The sequence below is a fragment of the Shewanella sp. Isolate8 genome (assembly GCF_022398495.1).
GTDB classification, from domain to species: domain Bacteria; phylum Pseudomonadota; class Gammaproteobacteria; order Enterobacterales; family Shewanellaceae; genus Shewanella; species Shewanella aquimarina.
Genome location: NZ_JAKEVI010000006.1, coordinates 76,893 through 91,540, shown reverse-complemented (window position 1 = coordinate 91,540; position 14,648 = coordinate 76,893). Strand labels below are relative to the sequence as shown.

Below are 14,648 nucleotides of genomic sequence, written 5' to 3'. Positions count from 1 at the left end.
AGCGATCAAGGCACGCATTATACGAGTCGAAAATATCGTCAAACCCTGTGGCGATACCGAATTAAACAAAGCTTATCTCGAAAAGGTAATTGCTGGGATAATAGTCCGATGGAGCGCTTCTTTAGAAGCTTGAAAACAGAATGGGTGCCGAGCTGTGGTTATCGTAGTTTAACTGAAGCTTGGCACAGCATGGTTGGCTATATAATTAGATACTACAGTCAAATCAGGCCGCATCAGTACAATGGCGGCTTCACTCCGAATGAGTCGGAAAGGCTTTACTGGAAAACTTATAAAACCGTGGCCAATTTTAGTTGACCACTACAAATGAAGGTGCGGCCTTCAAACACTTCCCAACAAGCATTCAGCTAAACGCTGCAATGAAAAACAAACCGAGATTCCTCTCGCGTCCAATAAAGCCAAATCGAAGAGACGTTAGATACCCGGTGTAAACACGATTTTGGCCTTCGAAATCAGGGATGATTTCGCAGAGCCCACATGGATGTTCACGAACAACCTCCCTGTTTAAAGGCCAGTTCTGCATCCATGCCTCTCGTTCGTTAGCTTGAAGCTTCGCTTCACTCACCGTGCCAAAATAGTGTTTGCACAATAAGGTCGTTCTTTCACATCCATGTGATCACGACATTGGTATATCCTTATACTGCACCCACCGCAGGTGATAGATTGCCATGAAGGTACGACCTTCAAACATCCATCCAACACCTATGCCGCCACGGGCTAACATTCGAATACCATCACCAGTTGCTCAAGCCGAATCCCCCAAAATCTAATCCAAAAAACTGAAATTTGTGCAGCCCACAAAAAAATCAAACTTTTCTAAATTTTATCCATTAAAATTACCCCCACCTCTGCATTAACAACTAAAAACACAAGCATGCAAAACCTAATTCCATTTACCGCCGAGCGCTGCCAGGGCTTTGTCGCCAAGCGCGAGGGCGAAACCAAGATAGGCCAAACACTGCACTGTTATGAGGGCAAGGCGCCACTCGGCGATCAGCTGGTAAAGGCTAAGGCCGGCGGCGTGCGCTTCGTCATCCTTGGGATAGGCGAAGATATCGGCCCCAGGGCCAACCTGGGGCGCGGCGGCGCCGTCGACGGATTCGAGGCCGCCATGGCGCAGTTTTGCAACTTCCAGTCGAACCAGTTTCTCGACGGCAGCCACTGCATGGTGCTGGGGCAGATAGCCACCCAAGATCTGCAACTATCAGCCGATGCCAGCCCAGAGGCGCTAAGAGACAAGGTCGAACGACTCGATGGCAGAGTGATCGAGATAGTCGGCGAGATCATGGCGGCCGGCCTGGAGCCGATTGTGATTGGCGGCGGGCATAACAACGCCTATGGCCTGCTGATGGCCACCAAGAAGGTAACTGGCCGCCCCGTAGCCGCGGTCAACCTAGATCCCCACTCTGACTTTCGCCCGCGCGAGGGCCGCCACAGCGGCAATGGCTTTAGCTACGCCGCGGCCAGCGGCGCCCTGGGTCACTACCATGTGCTGGGACTGCACGAGCTGAAAAACAGTCAGCAGACCCTGGAGCAGCTGAGTGCCTTCGGCGGCAAGTGGCACACGCTGCAGGCCATCTGGGTGAGACGCGAGATCAGCCTGGAGCTGGCGCTGAAGACGATAGTCGAGGATCTCAACGCCAGCGATCTGCCGGTAGCACTGGAGCTGGATCTCGATGCCATCACTAACATGCCCAGCAGCGCCTCGACGGCGGCGGGTATTCCCCTGCTCGACGCCCTCTATTATGTGAATCAAGTCGCCAGCAAGACCCCTGCCGCCTACCTGCATCTGGCCGAGGCGGCGCCAAGCTGTCACGTGGCGGGTGTCGAGGCCGGCCGCCGGGAGACGGGTCAGAGCATAGCCGAGCTGATCTACGCCTATATCCAGGGGCGACAGGCACAGCATCCCCTGGGATAAGCCAATCGGCGCATTTGGCATATTGCTAATATTATGCTGTAATGCGCTCCTCGTTTTTGAAACTCTAGTTTAAACTCTGCGCTATCACGCATTTTTCAATTAATTGTGCGCGGATTATTTACATCGATCACAGAGTGATAGACCAATGATTCAGCAAACCGAGTCAATCACTTACACTCGCGGTTAACAGCAGCAATAAACAGGAAGCCAGTAATGTCAGAGGGCAGCTCAAACAGTACCCATTTTGGATATAAAACGGTCGAAGCTGAGAAGAAGGCAGACCTAGTGGCCGACGTATTTCACTCGGTCGCCGCCAAATACGACATCATGAACGATGTCATGTCCTTTGGTATTCACCGTCTGTGGAAACGTTTTACCATAGAGAGTGCGGGTGCGCGTCCGGGCATGAAGGTACTGGATCTCGCCGGCGGCACAGGCGACCTTACCGCCAAGTTTTCCCATATCGTGGGCAACACAGGTCAGGTGACCCTGGCCGACATCAACGATTCCATGCTGAAGGTGGGCCGCGAGAAGCTGCGTAACCGTGGCGTAGTGGGTAACGTCAACTATGTGCAGGCGAACGCCGAGGCACTGCCATTCCCTGACAACCACTTCGATATCATCACCATCGCCTTCGGCCTGCGTAACGTAACAGACAAGGATGCCGCGATCCGCTCTATGCTGCGCGTGCTTAAGCCAGGCGGCAAGCTGCTGATCCTCGAATTCTCTAAGCCACAGCACGACCTGATGCGTAAGGTCTACGATCTTTACAGCTTCAAGATACTGCCTAAGATGGGCGATATCATCACCCAGGATGCCGGCAGCTATGAGTATCTGGCCGAATCTATCCGTATGCATCCGGATCAGGAAACCCTGAAAGGAATGATGGTGGATGCCGGATTCGAGCAAGTGGAATACACCAATATGACAGACGGTATCGTCGCCCTGCACAAGGGTTACAAGTTCTAATATTGGTTCGAATATCAATTCTTATTTCGAAAGAGGCCCCGCACAGTCGGGGCCTTTTTATTTACTAGCTCTTCCTTGTCCACACACCCCAAATCCTACTGAATAAATTAGCTTTATCCTTAGCCCTTTTACCGCCAGTTTAGTGTAGAATAGCGTCACCTTTGCGCCGTCATCATTTAATGACGAGCCCAGCAGCCAACGATTCACAGGTCTTAGGTAACGCATGAAACGTGAAATTGCATTGCTGATCTGTGCGGCCCTCGAAACCGCACTCAAAAAAGTAACTCAGCAGTCTCCCGGCGCCTACGCCAAACTCCACAACCTGCAGGGGCGAGTACTCTGTCTCGAACTCAGTCAACTGGGCTGGCCCATCTACCTGCTGTTTGCCAAAGAGATTCAAGTCTTTAGCCAATATGACGGCGAGGTGACGACCAAGGTTTATGCCGATATGACCACCCTCTATAAGCTGACCGAGGGCGCCAACCTTACCGAGCTGATCAAGCAAGACAAGCTCACCCTGGAAGGGGATCTCAACCTGCTACAGAGCTTTAGCCACTTCTTGCAGCAGGTGGAGTTCGACTTTGCCGAGCCCCTGTCGCGCTACATAGGCGATGCGCCAACCCATCTGCTCACCGAGGGCGCCAAGCAGCTGAAACAACAGCTGACTCAGGTGCTGAACAAGAGCTGGGATCATATGGGCCAGCTGACCACAGAAGAGTATCGCCTGAGCCCACATAAGATAGAACTTGTTCATTTTAGTGATAGAATCGAACAACTTAAGGCCGATACCGACGCCTTAAGCCAACGGATTGAGCGACTCATAAACAAGGCAAACAGCAACAGATGACAATCAAAAGCATGCGGCGCGCATACCAAGTCGTAAAGACGGTGCTTCAATATGGTCTGGATGATCTTATCCCCGCTAAGCTCAAACCCTGGTATTTCAGGCTGCTGCGCTGGAGCTTATTCTGGTTAACCAACCAACATAAAGACAAGGTAGGCGGCGAGCGTCTCAAGCTGGCGATGCAGGAGCTGGGCCCCGTCTACATCAAGTTTGGTCAGATGCTGTCGACCCGCCGGGACCTTCTCAGCGACGAGTGGGCCGAAGAGCTGGCCATGCTGCAAGACAGGGTGCCCCCCTTCGACAGCGCCATCGCCCGCACCCAGATAGAGACAGAGCTCGGCGCCCCCATAGAAACCTATTTCGACAACTTCGACGACACGCCGCTGGCCTCTGCTTCTATCTCTCAGGTGCATACCGCCACCCTCAAGTCTAACGGCGAAGAGGTGGTGCTCAAGGTGCTCAGACCCAATGTGGAAGAGAAGGTCCACGCGGATCTGCAATTGATGACCCAGAGTGCCCAGGTGCTGGAGACCCTACTGGGGCACGGCAACCGCCTGCGTCCCGCCGAGGTGGTGGAAGACTACCGCACCACCATAGAAGGCGAGCTCAACCTCAAGCTCGAGGCGCTCAACGCCATCAAGCTCAGAAACAACTTCATCGATTCGGGCGCCCTCTATATTCCTAAGATGTATGAAGAATTTTGCTTTACCCGCCTGATTGTCATGGAACGCATCTATGGCGTGCCGGTGTCGGACAGGGCCGCGTTGGAAGCCCAGGGCACCAACCTTAAGCTGCTGGCCGAGCGTGGCGTCGAGCTCTTCTTTACCCAGGTGTTTCGCGACAATTTCTTCCATGCCGACATGCATCCCGGCAACATCTTTGTCAGCACAGAGCATCCGGAAGATCCCTTCTACATAGGGCTAGACTGCGGCATCATGGGCACCCTCACAGAGCAGGATAAGCGCTACCTGGCGGAGAACTTCCTGGCCTTCTTCAACCGCGACTATACCCGCATCGCCCAGCTCTATATCGAGTCGGGCTGGGTAGCGGCCGACACCGACTTGGTGGCCTTCGAACAGGCGATCAAGGTGGTGTGCGAGCCCATGTTTAACAAGCCGCTGGATGAGATCTCCTTCGGCCATGTGCTGCTGGAGCTGTTTCGCACCGCCCGCCGTTTCGACATGGTGGTACAGCCTCAGCTAGTGCTGCTGGAGAAGACCCTGCTCTATATCGAGGGCCTGGGACGTCAGCTCTACCCTCAGCTGGATCTCTGGAAGACCGCCAAGCCTTTCCTCGAAGGCTGGATGGCCGAGCAGATGGGCCCTGTTGGCATGGCGAAGAAGATCAAGAAGCAGTTCCCCTACTGGACAGATAAGCTGCCAGAGCTGCCTGAACTGGTGTATGACAACCTGAAAATGGGCAAAAATTTCGTCAATAGCCAGAATCAACTGCTTGATCGCTACCTAAAGCAGCAACAAAAAGCCCATAAAAGCAACTACCTTTTGATCACATCAGCAGTTTTAGTGATCTGTGGCAGTATTTTGTTTTCTCAAGACGCTACACTATGGGCCTCTTATGCTTGTATCGGCATCGGTGCAACCTTCTGGTTACTCGGATGGCGATCTAGACCAAAGAATCGCAAATTTTAGCTAGCACTAAATAACCAAAGGTTCATAATAGAACCAGTATTACATCAAGAGGAAAGTTACATGGGTGGCATCAGTATTTGGCAACTTCTTATCATTGCTTTAATTGTTGTTTTGCTTTTCGGAACTAAGAAATTGCGCTCTTTAGGTGGTGACCTCGGCGGTGCTGTTAAGGGCTTCAAGAATGCCATGTCTTCTGAAGAAGAGAAGAAGGCAATCGAAGACACTAGCGCAGAAAAAACTGCTCAGACTGAAGAAAAAAAGACTGAGTCCAAGGATAAAGAACAGGCGTAATTCCTTATGTTCGACGGTATCGGCTTTATGGAGCTGCTGTTGATTGGTATTTTGGGGCTGGTTGTACTCGGCCCCGAAAGACTACCGGTCGCAGTGCGCTCAATTACAGGCTGGATTCGTGCCATGAAACGCATGGCTAACTCGGTAAAAGATGAGTTGGAGCAAGAGCTTAAGATTGAGCAGCTACATGCCGATCTCAAGAAGGCAGAAAACCAGGGCCTGAAAAACCTCTCCCCCGAGTTACAGGATTCAATCGATCAATTAAAAGAAGCAGCCCAATCTGTTAATCGTCCCTATAAGGTAGAAGATATTGCCACTGGCAGCGACAATGCCAGCAGCGAGGCGAAACCTGCAGCGACCACGACAGCCAAGGCCAGCAATTCAACCGAAAAATCTGACGGGTAGTTCATGTCGCAACAGCAGCCGTTAATCAGCCACTTGCTTGAGTTACGCAACAAGTTGCTCAAGGCCATTGGCAGTGTCCTTCTGGTCTTTATCTGCCTGGTCTACTGGGCAAACGATATCTATCACTACATGGCCACGCCGCTTATGCAGGCGCTACCCGAGTCCAGTAGTATGATTGCGACGGATGTGGCCGCGCCCTTCTTCGCCCCCTTTAAGCTCACGCTGATCCTGGCGTTTTTTATCGCCATTCCCTATGTCTTGTACCAGATCTGGTCGTTTATCGCGCCAGGCCTCTATAAGCATGAGAAGCGTTTGATGGTGCCGCTACTGGCGAGCAGTACCTTACTCTTCTATCTGGGTATCGCCTTCACCTACTACATAGTGTTTCCCGTGGTGTTCGGCTTCTTTACCAGCGTGGCGCCCGAAGGGGTACAGGTGGCGACCGATATCAGTAGCTACCTGAGCTTCGTGCTCAAGCTGTTCTTCGCCTTCGGTCTGGCATTCGAAATCCCGATCGCCGTTATCCTTCTCTGTTGGGCGGGAGTCACCACGGTTGAGGATCTCAGGGCGAAACGTCCCTATATTGTTGTCGGCGCCTTCGTCGTCGGCATGCTGTTAACGCCACCGGATATCATCTCGCAAACCATGTTGGCCGTCCCTATGCTGATATTGTTTGAGGGGGGATTGATTGCCGCGCGTTTCTACAGTAAAAAGGACTCTGACGAAGACGAGCTCTCCGAGCAAGACAGCCCAGAGTAATAACGCAGAATCTTGCTTCAAGCTATCCGGTAACGGATAGCTTGTTGTTATTTTTTACCCCGTCACCTGCCTGTCTCGCCGCGAGCCCTCCATAATAAAAAGGAACTCTCTATGCGCTTAAGTTTTGCGGCACCAACCAGCTGGATAGCACTCTCCACTCTACTCTTCTCTCTCAATGCCTCTGCCGGTATCGAGCAGCAACTCAGCCAATGTGCGGCCAAACAGGACAAGCTAGACAGGCTGATCTGCTACGACAAGCTGGCGGCCAAGGTTGGCAACAAGGCGCAAAGCAGCAAACATGTCGCCCCCGTCTCTAAGCCCGCACCAACGCCACAACCTAAGCCTGCACCACAGGCGGCCACCGTCGTAGCCAGCACACCCGCTTCGGCAGAAGCCAGTTTCGGTAAGGTGTATAAGGAAGAAGTCACCGAAGTCGAAAAGATTGTCATGACGGTCGAGTCGGTGAAGAAGAATCCCCGTGGCATCCTGACCATCAGCTTCGACAATGGCCAGGTCTGGAAACAGAATGACACCAATCGCTTCAAGGTTAAGGCGGGTGAGAGCGTATATATCGAGAAGGGCGCCCTAGGTTCTTTCCTCTTGGGCAAAGAAGACACTAACGCCACTATCAGGGTTAAGCGCATCGACTAATGCCCAGCTACATAGACATAGCTGTCAACCTGGTTGGCAGCCCGTTAGAACAAGAGTGTGACACGCTAATCAGTGATGCGGCGGCCCAAGGGGTATCGCCGCTCATTGTTATTGGCTCCAGCCTAGATGAGAGTCAGCAGGCGATCGACTGCGCCGCCCGTTATCCAAACGCCCTCTACACAACGGCGGGAGTGCATCCGCACCACGCTAGCGAGTGGGATGCCAGCAGCAGCGCTCGGCTCACCCAGCTAGCGAAGCAGGCCGGCGTCGTGGCCGTCGGCGAGTGTGGCCTAGACTATAACCGCGACTTCTCACCCAGGCCGAAACAGCGTGAGGCCTTCGAGGCACAGCTAGCCCTAGCAGTGGAACTCGATATGCCCGTACTGATGCATGAGCGCGATGCCCACGAGGACTTTGCCGCCATCTTGCAGGCCTATCGCCCACGGCTAAAGGGCGCCCTGCTGCACTGCTTCACCGGCAATCGTGCCAGCCTGGAACGCTATATCGAGCTGGATCTGCACCTGGGGATCACCGGCTGGGTGTGTGATGAGCGCCGTGGCCAGGAACTTGCCAAACTAGTGGCCGATATTCCAAGTCATCGCATCATGATAGAGACCGACAGTCCCTATCTGCTGCCCCGCAGCATGCGTCCCAAGCCAAAATCGAGCAAGAACAAACCTCAGTACCTGCCTTACATCGCCAGGGTCATCGCCGATCTCAGGGGCGAGTCTGAACAGGCCTTTGCCCGTCAGGCCTATCACAACAGCTGCGCCTTCTTCGGCATAGAAGAGGACTATGAGCCCATTTAAGCTATTGCTCCTGCTGATCACCCTGAGTTTCCCCGGCTTTAGCCAGGGCGAGTCGCTGCTGGCGGTCAACAGAGACCAATCGATTCAGCTCACCTCCTGGCTCTATTATATTCAGGATGACAGCCTTACGACGCTGGAGCAGGTCAGCAAGCAGAGCAGTCATCGCTGGCAGCGGCTGACTCCTGAGTTTAATCAGCACCTTGGGGTCAAACCTTTCTGGGTCAAGTTCAGCCTCTATAACGCGACCCAGAGTCATATACGGCGCTATCTAAAGCTGGGTAACCCGCACCTGGATAAGATAGACCTGTATCACCTACAGACGGGTCAACCCACGGTGCATCTTGAGATGGGCGACAGCCTGCCTTTCCGTCAACGCCCCATCATCAACAATGACTTTCTCTACCGTTTCGAGCTGACGCCGGAGCGGGTGCACACCTTCTACATACGGATAGAGAGTAAGGGCAGTGCCAACCTGCCTATCTCGCTGCTGTCGCCTGACCATATCGTCAAGGCCACCGAGACGCAGTCCCTCTACCAGGGATTCCAGCTGGGCGCCCTGATGGCGATTGGCCTGTTTAGCCTGTTTATCGCACTCACCTCGCGCTCCTACAGTTACAGCTACTATTCCGGCTATGTGCTGTCAGCGACCCTGTTGGTCGCCAGCCTGCATGGCCTCTCCTTCAGGTATCTCTGGCCCAACTGGCCTGTCTTACAGGCGATCATGGTGCCTATCCTGATCCCTATCGCCCTCACCTTCGTGCTGATGTTTTCCGAGAAGGTGTTGCAGCTCAAGTACCATAACCTCAAGATGCTGAGAGTGTGTCGCTACGGCGCCGCCACCGGCTTGTTGCTCACGCTAATCACGCCCTTTTTAAGTTACTCGGTGGCGCTCAAGGTCAATATCATCGCCGTATTGATCACCACCAGCATACTGATGCTCATCGCCCTGCTGCTGAGCCTGCGAGGCCATAAGTTGGCCAGACTCTACACCCTGGCCTGGTCTGGGATGCTGATAGGCTCCTTCGTCACCGCCATGATGTACCTGGGGGTTATCTACCTGCCCATCATGCACCAGACGCCTATCATGGTTGGCCTGAGTTTCGAAATCGTCTTTATGGCGGCCGTGCTGGCGATCCGCTATAACGATGAGCGCAAGGCCAAGCTCAAGATCCAGCAGGAGGCCCTGCTACAGGCCCAGCGAATACGCCAGGCCCGCGAAGAGGCCCTCAAGGCCGAGGCCGACACCAACGAACGCCTGGAACAGATGGTGCAGGAGCGCACCTTAGAGCTCGAGATCGCACTTCGAGAATTAAATGAGGCCAACCAGAAACTTACCGAGCAAAACACGGTCGATAGTCTCACAGGCGTGAAAAATCGCGCCGCCTTCGAGAAACGCCTGCAGGCCGAGGGCCGCCTGAGTCGCCGCCAGCAGACACCGCTGGCGATCCTGATGATAGATATCGACCACTTCAAGGCGATCAACGATACCTATGGCCACCTGGCAGGGGATCAGACACTCAAGAGCATCGCCCAGGCGTTAAAGGCAAAATTAAGGCGCCCAAGTGATCTGGTGTCACGTTTCGGTGGCGAAGAGTTTGCTATGATACTGCCCAACACCTCCTCAGACGGGGCTCAGCAGGTGGCAGAGCTGATGCGCAGCACTGTCAGTCAGTTACCCCTGGCATGGGGAGAGCAGGCTATTCCGCTCACCATCAGTATCGGGATCTGTGCCGAAGTGATCGTCGATGATCAGCACACTCAGCTGCTGGTCGACCAGGCAGACAAGGCACTCTATCGTGCCAAGCATGAGGGCCGAAATCGCGTTTGCGTCTATTCGCCCGAACTCGAAGAATAAAGTTAACCGACTTAGCGGCTATGCGCCATCTAGCCATGTGCAGTGAAGCGTGTAGCCCAATAAAGCAAGCAACCCTAAATTAGGAGTCGAATGTGAACATCATTACCAGTGCTTTCCCTCAGCGCAGAATGCGCCGCATGCGTAAACACGATTTTAGTCGCCGTCTGATGGCCGAAAACCAGCTATCGGTCAACGACTTGATCTACCCAATGTTCGTGCTCGAAGGTAATAACCGTACTGAGCAGGTCGCTTCAATGCCTGGCATCGAGCGCTACTCAATCGATCTATTGCTCAAGGAAGCGGAAGAATTAGTCAAGCTGGGGATCCCATTAGTGGCGCTGTTCCCTGTGACCCCAGCCGAGAAGAAGACCCTGATGGCCGAAGAGGCCTACAATGCCGATGCCCTAGCGCAGCGCGCGGTGCGCGCCCTGAAAGAAGCCTTCCCCGAGCTTGGGGTCATGACTGACGTGGCGCTGGATCCCTTCACCACCCATGGTCAGGACGGCATTATCGATGAAGATGGCTATATCCTGAATGACATCACCACAGAGATCCTGGTGAAGCAGGCGCTGTCTCATGCCGAGGCCGGTGCCGATATCGTGGCGCCATCTGACATGATGGATGGCCGCATCGGCGCCATTCGTCAGGCGCTGGAAGAAGCTGGCCATGTGAACACCCAGATCATGGCGTATTCGGCCAAGTACTCCTCAAACTACTATGGTCCCTTCCGTGATGCGGTTGGCTCTGCCGGCAACCTCAAGGGCGGCAACAAGCACAGCTACCAGATGGATCCGGCCAACAGTGACGAGGCACTGCATGAAGTCGCCCTGGATATCCAGGAAGGTGCCGACATGGTGATGGTGAAGCCAGGCATGCCATACCTGGATATCGTTAATCGCGTGAAGACAGAGCTGGCGGTACCAACTTTTGCCTATCAGGTGAGCGGTGAGTACGCCATGCACATGGCGGCCATCGAGAATGGTTGGCTGGCCGAGAAGGCGATCGTGATGGAGTCACTCCTGTGCTTCAAGCGCGCAGGTGCCGACGGTATCCTGACCTACTTCGCCAAGCGTGCGGCCCAGTGGCTGAAAGAAGCTGAAAATAAATAAGCTCAATCGCCCTTGATAATAGAAAGCCAGTTGCAAACAACTGGCTTTTTTTATGATGCTATTCTAGCGGCTATTATAATGGCTATAAAGCATAAAGCCCAACAGCCCTACGAAGAGCACAATGGGGAACCAGGTATTAATACTGAGCACAAACTCCACTTGGGAATCTTTATGTATCCCAGTGGTATACATAAACTGCCTTACTTTTGAGAGAGATAGATAGTCGTTCCAGATACTCACCAGTCCCATCAGTTGAATACAGGAGATCACAAACAAAATCTTACTCTGCTTGGTGTTGGTGCTTTCCATACGACGCTGATAGGAACGCTCAAGGTAATCTTTAAATGACGCCACATAAGATTGCGCATTATCGAGCGCGTTACATATATTCCATTTACTCTCCATCGGTACATATATCTTGTTATTATCAGACTCAAACAGAGACTTCATGTCCTGATTCTGGATCCTAAGCAGTTCGAACTTATTGATATATTCGTCGATCACCACACGATTCTTTTCAATACTCTTGTTACGATCATCGATTAGGATGCGACGATTGAGCTCATCCATGAGATTGATGAAGTAAGCCGTGGAGAACCACATATATTGAATGTGGTATTGAATCGGGAAGAACCTATGGTAGTAACTTCTATCATTAGAAATAATCGAATGAAAGCGACTGTAAAAACGGTAACTGACCTTGTCGTTATCTAGAATGATGGTCTGATTATAGGAAACACGTTCGGCCTGGGTATTACAGTTAAATATGGCTTCTTTCAGCCCTTGATTAGCCGCGTCGGCTTGATAGAAGAAGGTGATATTCCCCGTATTATTGAGCAGCTTCACCTCATGATTACGCTTATTATCAATCAGCTTAAGACATTCAATTGTCTTCATCTTCGCTAGTTCAATTACCTGAGATGCCCAAACGCTGATCTGACTGTCATTATGCTCTTTAACCAATAGGTTACGCACAGTGTTATAGAGATTATTCTTATCTTGATCCTTATAATCCGTGCCTAATAATTGCATCAATCGAGCTTCTTCAAACTCGAATACCAGCTCGTAAACCAGAATAAAGCTGTAGAGACGATAATCGAAAATCAGATCGAACTTACACTCCTTGGGAAGCAAGTTGTCAGAAATATCAAATTCATCGTTAACACAGAACATTGACTGTGCGAGATCAGCCTTCAGTAACTGTCCCGATACCGGCGTCCTAGTAGAAGAGAGAATCGACTTAAAATTTTTGCTTCTGGTATGGATTTTTAAGAAGGAGTTAATCCAATCGATGCTTGGCTTAACATCCATATTTGCGCTGAAGAATTTCTTGATATTACGATTATTCGTCAGTGCCGCATCAAAGGTGTCAACACCGAGTTCTAGCGGCTGAACACACATCACCGAAGTTTTAACCATTTACAAAAAATCCTTTACTGGGTTATTTACATAGGCTTCTGGTAGCGGCTCGTTGCGATAATCAATCGTTAGTTCCTCTCCCGCCACAATCTTTCTCAAGGTCACTATACGCAGGGGATCGCGCTTGAGCTCGACATTAGGCGTGCGACTGTGATTGATGTAACTATACTTGGTTCTAAAAGGCCTAACCAACAGCTTATCTGCCCCTAAATAATTACATTCCATAAAGATATAATTTTTATAAGCCAGGATATTAGGCGCAACCAACGCCTCTATCTTCTCATAATGCTCAATGGTGAGAACCTGACCATCGAGCACACATAGCTCCTGCCCAGCTTCAAAGCCAAACTCTCGGCAGAATAGTCCGAACCCATGTAATTCACTAACATCAATTTGGGTGTCGCCAATATTATCTACAACCACACTGCGAACAAACTGCAGATCTTGAGTCACATCCATATTCAGTTCCTCTGACAACGACTGACCGCTGCCCTGATGAGATGAATTGATCATCCCGCCTCTGTCTTAAAGTGATTTTTATACAATAACTTATCTATTATTCAATCATATTTCCACTGCAATAACCCAATCTTAGGTCAACAAAATTACACTCATTGGATAGAGCTCGAGTAACCTTTCACTTGCAGCCCTGAACCAGTAGAGCCTCAAACCTATTGATGTAAGCCTTAAGAAGCAAAATAAAAATAGAAAGATGCTCCAATAGGGAGAAGAAAGGGATCGATTTTCTGCGTGGTAAAAACAAAAAAGCCACCGTCATTGGTGGCTTAATTGGCGATATAGGCACTACAGCAAATAATCGATACCCAGGGCCACAAACAGCGTCATGCCGGCCCAGTTGTTGTTTAAGAAGGCCTGCAGACAGGGCGCGCGCTCGCGATCGAAGATCAACTTCTGCTGATAGAGGCCGAAGCCGATAAAGGTGAGGATGCCCAGGGCAAACACTAGGCCGCGATCGGCACTGAGACCGGCCATGACAAAGCAACCTAGGGCCGCCAGTTGAAACAGACCGATGATCTGCCGGTCGAAGCGGCCAAAGAGGATAGCCGTCGACTTGATACCCACCTTGAGGTCATCGTCTCTGTCCACCATGGCATACATGGTATCGTAGGCCACAGTCCAGCACCAATTGGCGGCAAACAGCCACCAGGCTTCTACTGGTACCTCACCAAGCTGCGCCGCATAGGCCATAGGAATCGACCAGCTCCACACCACGCCAAGGAACATCTGCGGCATGTTGGTAAAGCGCTTGGTAAAGGGATAGATGATGGTCAATAGGATGCCGACAAAGGAGAGCTGCACCACCAGAGGATTGAGCATCAACACCAGGCCAAAAGCTAACAGGCCCAGCACCACAAACAGAATAAGCGCCTCTTTGACCGTCACCTCGCCACTAGCCAGGGGACGACTCTTGGTACGCTCAACATGGGAGTCCAGCTTGCGGTCAGCATAATCGTTTATGATACAGCCGCAGGCACGCATCACCACCACACCGATAACGAAGATGATCAACACCTTAAGATCCGGCATACCACCGGCGGCCAGCACCAGCGCCATCAGGCATGGCCATAACAACAAAAAGGTTCCTATGGGCCTGTCCATCCGTGCCAGACGCAAATAGGCGTCCAATTTATCCCTTAAGCTCATTTTCTAGGCTCTCCTAACGACTGCTTTGGCCTTTATCATTACTTGGCATTATGACTGACGCCCTACGAGTTTCAAGCGCTTTATCACCCTAGGGCCTGTTGACCTTTTGAGAACAATTTTTGTTCTAATTGAGCACGTTCAAATCGCGGCATGAGGCTTGAAGTATAGTTATTCTATATAAAAGCCGAGTAACGAAGAGTTGAACATGCTCAAGACGAACCCTACGGGCAGCGTCTGTATCATTTTTCTACTGCGTTATCGCTCATTGATGTAGCACACCACATTAC

At 51.7% G+C, this 14,648-nt stretch carries 15 protein-coding genes; 12 read left to right on the top strand and 3 right to left on the bottom strand.

Annotation, left to right across the window (positions count from 1 at the left end):
- The 12 genes from L1D43_RS19075 to hemB all read left to right on the top strand — a co-directional run.
- Nucleotides 1-315 (top strand): integrase core domain-containing protein (locus L1D43_RS19075; RefSeq protein WP_239854047.1); only part of this gene is annotated, 315 nt, incomplete at its 5' end.
- Nucleotides 316-892: 577 nt separating this feature from the next.
- On the top strand, nucleotides 893-1,936 hold the full coding sequence (locus tag L1D43_RS19070; RefSeq protein WP_239854046.1) for a formimidoylglutamase: 1,044 nt from the start codon (nucleotides 893-895) through the stop codon (nucleotides 1,934-1,936).
- 213 nt (nucleotides 1,937-2,149) lie between these two features.
- Nucleotides 2,150-2,905, top strand: a complete 756-nt coding sequence (gene ubiE / locus L1D43_RS19065; RefSeq protein WP_160793825.1) for a bifunctional demethylmenaquinone methyltransferase/2-methoxy-6-polyprenyl-1,4-benzoquinol methylase UbiE — start codon at nucleotides 2,150-2,152, stop codon at nucleotides 2,903-2,905.
- Nucleotides 2,906-3,128: 223 nt separating this feature from the next.
- On the top strand, nucleotides 3,129-3,752 hold the full coding sequence (locus tag L1D43_RS19060; RefSeq protein ID WP_160793826.1) for an SCP2 sterol-binding domain-containing protein: 624 nt from the start codon (nucleotides 3,129-3,131) through the stop codon (nucleotides 3,750-3,752).
- A complete protein-coding gene (gene ubiB, locus L1D43_RS19055; protein ID WP_239854045.1) occupies nucleotides 3,749-5,398 on the top strand; it encodes a ubiquinone biosynthesis regulatory protein kinase UbiB in 1,650 nt (549 codons plus the stop codon). The genes L1D43_RS19060 and ubiB overlap by 4 nt, the downstream gene beginning before the upstream one ends.
- A gap of 60 nt (nucleotides 5,399-5,458) precedes the next feature.
- Complete coding sequence (gene tatA / locus L1D43_RS19050) at nucleotides 5,459-5,689, top strand: Sec-independent protein translocase subunit TatA (protein WP_041509871.1); 231 nt, start codon at nucleotides 5,459-5,461, stop codon at nucleotides 5,687-5,689.
- Between the two features lie 6 nt (nucleotides 5,690-5,695).
- A complete protein-coding gene (tatB, locus tag L1D43_RS19045) occupies nucleotides 5,696-6,094 on the top strand; it encodes a Sec-independent protein translocase protein TatB (protein ID WP_239854044.1) in 399 nt (132 codons plus the stop codon).
- 3 nt (nucleotides 6,095-6,097) lie between these two features.
- The gene (gene tatC, locus L1D43_RS19040) at nucleotides 6,098-6,853 is read left to right on the top strand and encodes a twin-arginine translocase subunit TatC (protein ID WP_239854043.1); all 756 of its coding nucleotides are present in this window, start codon (nucleotides 6,098-6,100) and stop codon (nucleotides 6,851-6,853) included.
- 111 nt (nucleotides 6,854-6,964) lie between these two features.
- Nucleotides 6,965-7,504 carry a type VI secretion protein gene (locus tag L1D43_RS19035; protein ID WP_239854042.1) on the top strand — a complete coding sequence of 180 codons (540 nt, stop codon included), beginning with the start codon at nucleotides 6,965-6,967 and terminating at the stop codon, nucleotides 7,502-7,504.
- A complete protein-coding gene (locus L1D43_RS19030) occupies nucleotides 7,504-8,313 on the top strand; it encodes a TatD family hydrolase (protein ID WP_239854041.1) in 810 nt (269 codons plus the stop codon). The genes L1D43_RS19035 and L1D43_RS19030 overlap by 1 nt, the downstream gene beginning before the upstream one ends.
- A complete protein-coding gene (locus L1D43_RS19025; protein WP_239854040.1) occupies nucleotides 8,300-10,168 on the top strand; it encodes a diguanylate cyclase in 1,869 nt (622 codons plus the stop codon). Before L1D43_RS19030 ends, L1D43_RS19025 begins: the two co-directional genes overlap by 14 nt.
- A gap of 92 nt (nucleotides 10,169-10,260) precedes the next feature.
- Nucleotides 10,261-11,277 carry a porphobilinogen synthase gene (gene hemB, locus L1D43_RS19020; protein WP_239854039.1) on the top strand — a complete coding sequence of 339 codons (1,017 nt, stop codon included), beginning with the start codon at nucleotides 10,261-10,263 and terminating at the stop codon, nucleotides 11,275-11,277.
- Nucleotides 11,278-11,340: 63 nt separating this feature from the next.
- Here hemB and L1D43_RS19015 read toward each other — a convergent pair whose 3' ends face one another.
- The 3 genes from L1D43_RS19015 to ubiA form a co-directional block, all read right to left on the bottom strand.
- Nucleotides 11,341-12,450, bottom strand: coding sequence for a hypothetical protein (locus tag L1D43_RS19015; protein ID WP_239854038.1), 1,110 nt, complete (start codon nucleotides 12,448-12,450; stop codon nucleotides 11,341-11,343).
- A gap of 246 nt (nucleotides 12,451-12,696) precedes the next feature.
- A complete protein-coding gene (locus tag L1D43_RS19010; RefSeq protein WP_239854037.1) occupies nucleotides 12,697-13,209 on the bottom strand; it encodes an SET domain-containing protein in 513 nt (170 codons plus the stop codon).
- A gap of 291 nt (nucleotides 13,210-13,500) precedes the next feature.
- Entirely contained in the window at nucleotides 13,501-14,361 is an 861-nt protein-coding gene (ubiA, locus tag L1D43_RS19005) for a 4-hydroxybenzoate octaprenyltransferase (protein ID WP_239854035.1), read from the bottom strand.
- Nucleotides 14,362-14,648 lie beyond the last annotated feature (287 nt).

Coding starts and splice junctions, on each gene's coding strand:
- L1D43_RS19035 (WP_239854042.1), top strand. CDS start 6,965: ATGCGCTTAAGTTTTGCGGCACCAACCAGCTGGATAGCACTCTCCACT.
- ubiB (WP_239854045.1), top strand. CDS start 3,749: ATGACAATCAAAAGCATGCGGCGCGCATACCAAGTCGTAAAGACGGTG.
- tatC (WP_239854043.1), top strand. CDS start 6,098: ATGTCGCAACAGCAGCCGTTAATCAGCCACTTGCTTGAGTTACGCAAC.
- ubiA (WP_239854035.1), bottom strand. CDS start 14,361: ATGAGCTTAAGGGATAAATTGGACGCCTATTTGCGTCTGGCACGGATG.
- L1D43_RS19025 (WP_239854040.1), top strand. CDS start 8,300: ATGAGCCCATTTAAGCTATTGCTCCTGCTGATCACCCTGAGTTTCCCC.
- L1D43_RS19030 (WP_239854041.1), top strand. CDS start 7,504: ATGCCCAGCTACATAGACATAGCTGTCAACCTGGTTGGCAGCCCGTTA.
- L1D43_RS19015 (WP_239854038.1), bottom strand. CDS start 12,450: ATGTTCTGTGTTAACGATGAATTTGATATTTCTGACAACTTGCTTCCC.
- L1D43_RS19060 (WP_160793826.1), top strand. CDS start 3,129: ATGAAACGTGAAATTGCATTGCTGATCTGTGCGGCCCTCGAAACCGCA.
- L1D43_RS19070 (WP_239854046.1), top strand. CDS start 893: ATGCAAAACCTAATTCCATTTACCGCCGAGCGCTGCCAGGGCTTTGTC.
- tatB (WP_239854044.1), top strand. CDS start 5,696: ATGTTCGACGGTATCGGCTTTATGGAGCTGCTGTTGATTGGTATTTTG.
- L1D43_RS19010 (WP_239854037.1), bottom strand. CDS start 13,209: ATGATCAATTCATCTCATCAGGGCAGCGGTCAGTCGTTGTCAGAGGAA.
- ubiE (WP_160793825.1), top strand. CDS start 2,150: ATGTCAGAGGGCAGCTCAAACAGTACCCATTTTGGATATAAAACGGTC.
- tatA (WP_041509871.1), top strand. CDS start 5,459: ATGGGTGGCATCAGTATTTGGCAACTTCTTATCATTGCTTTAATTGTT.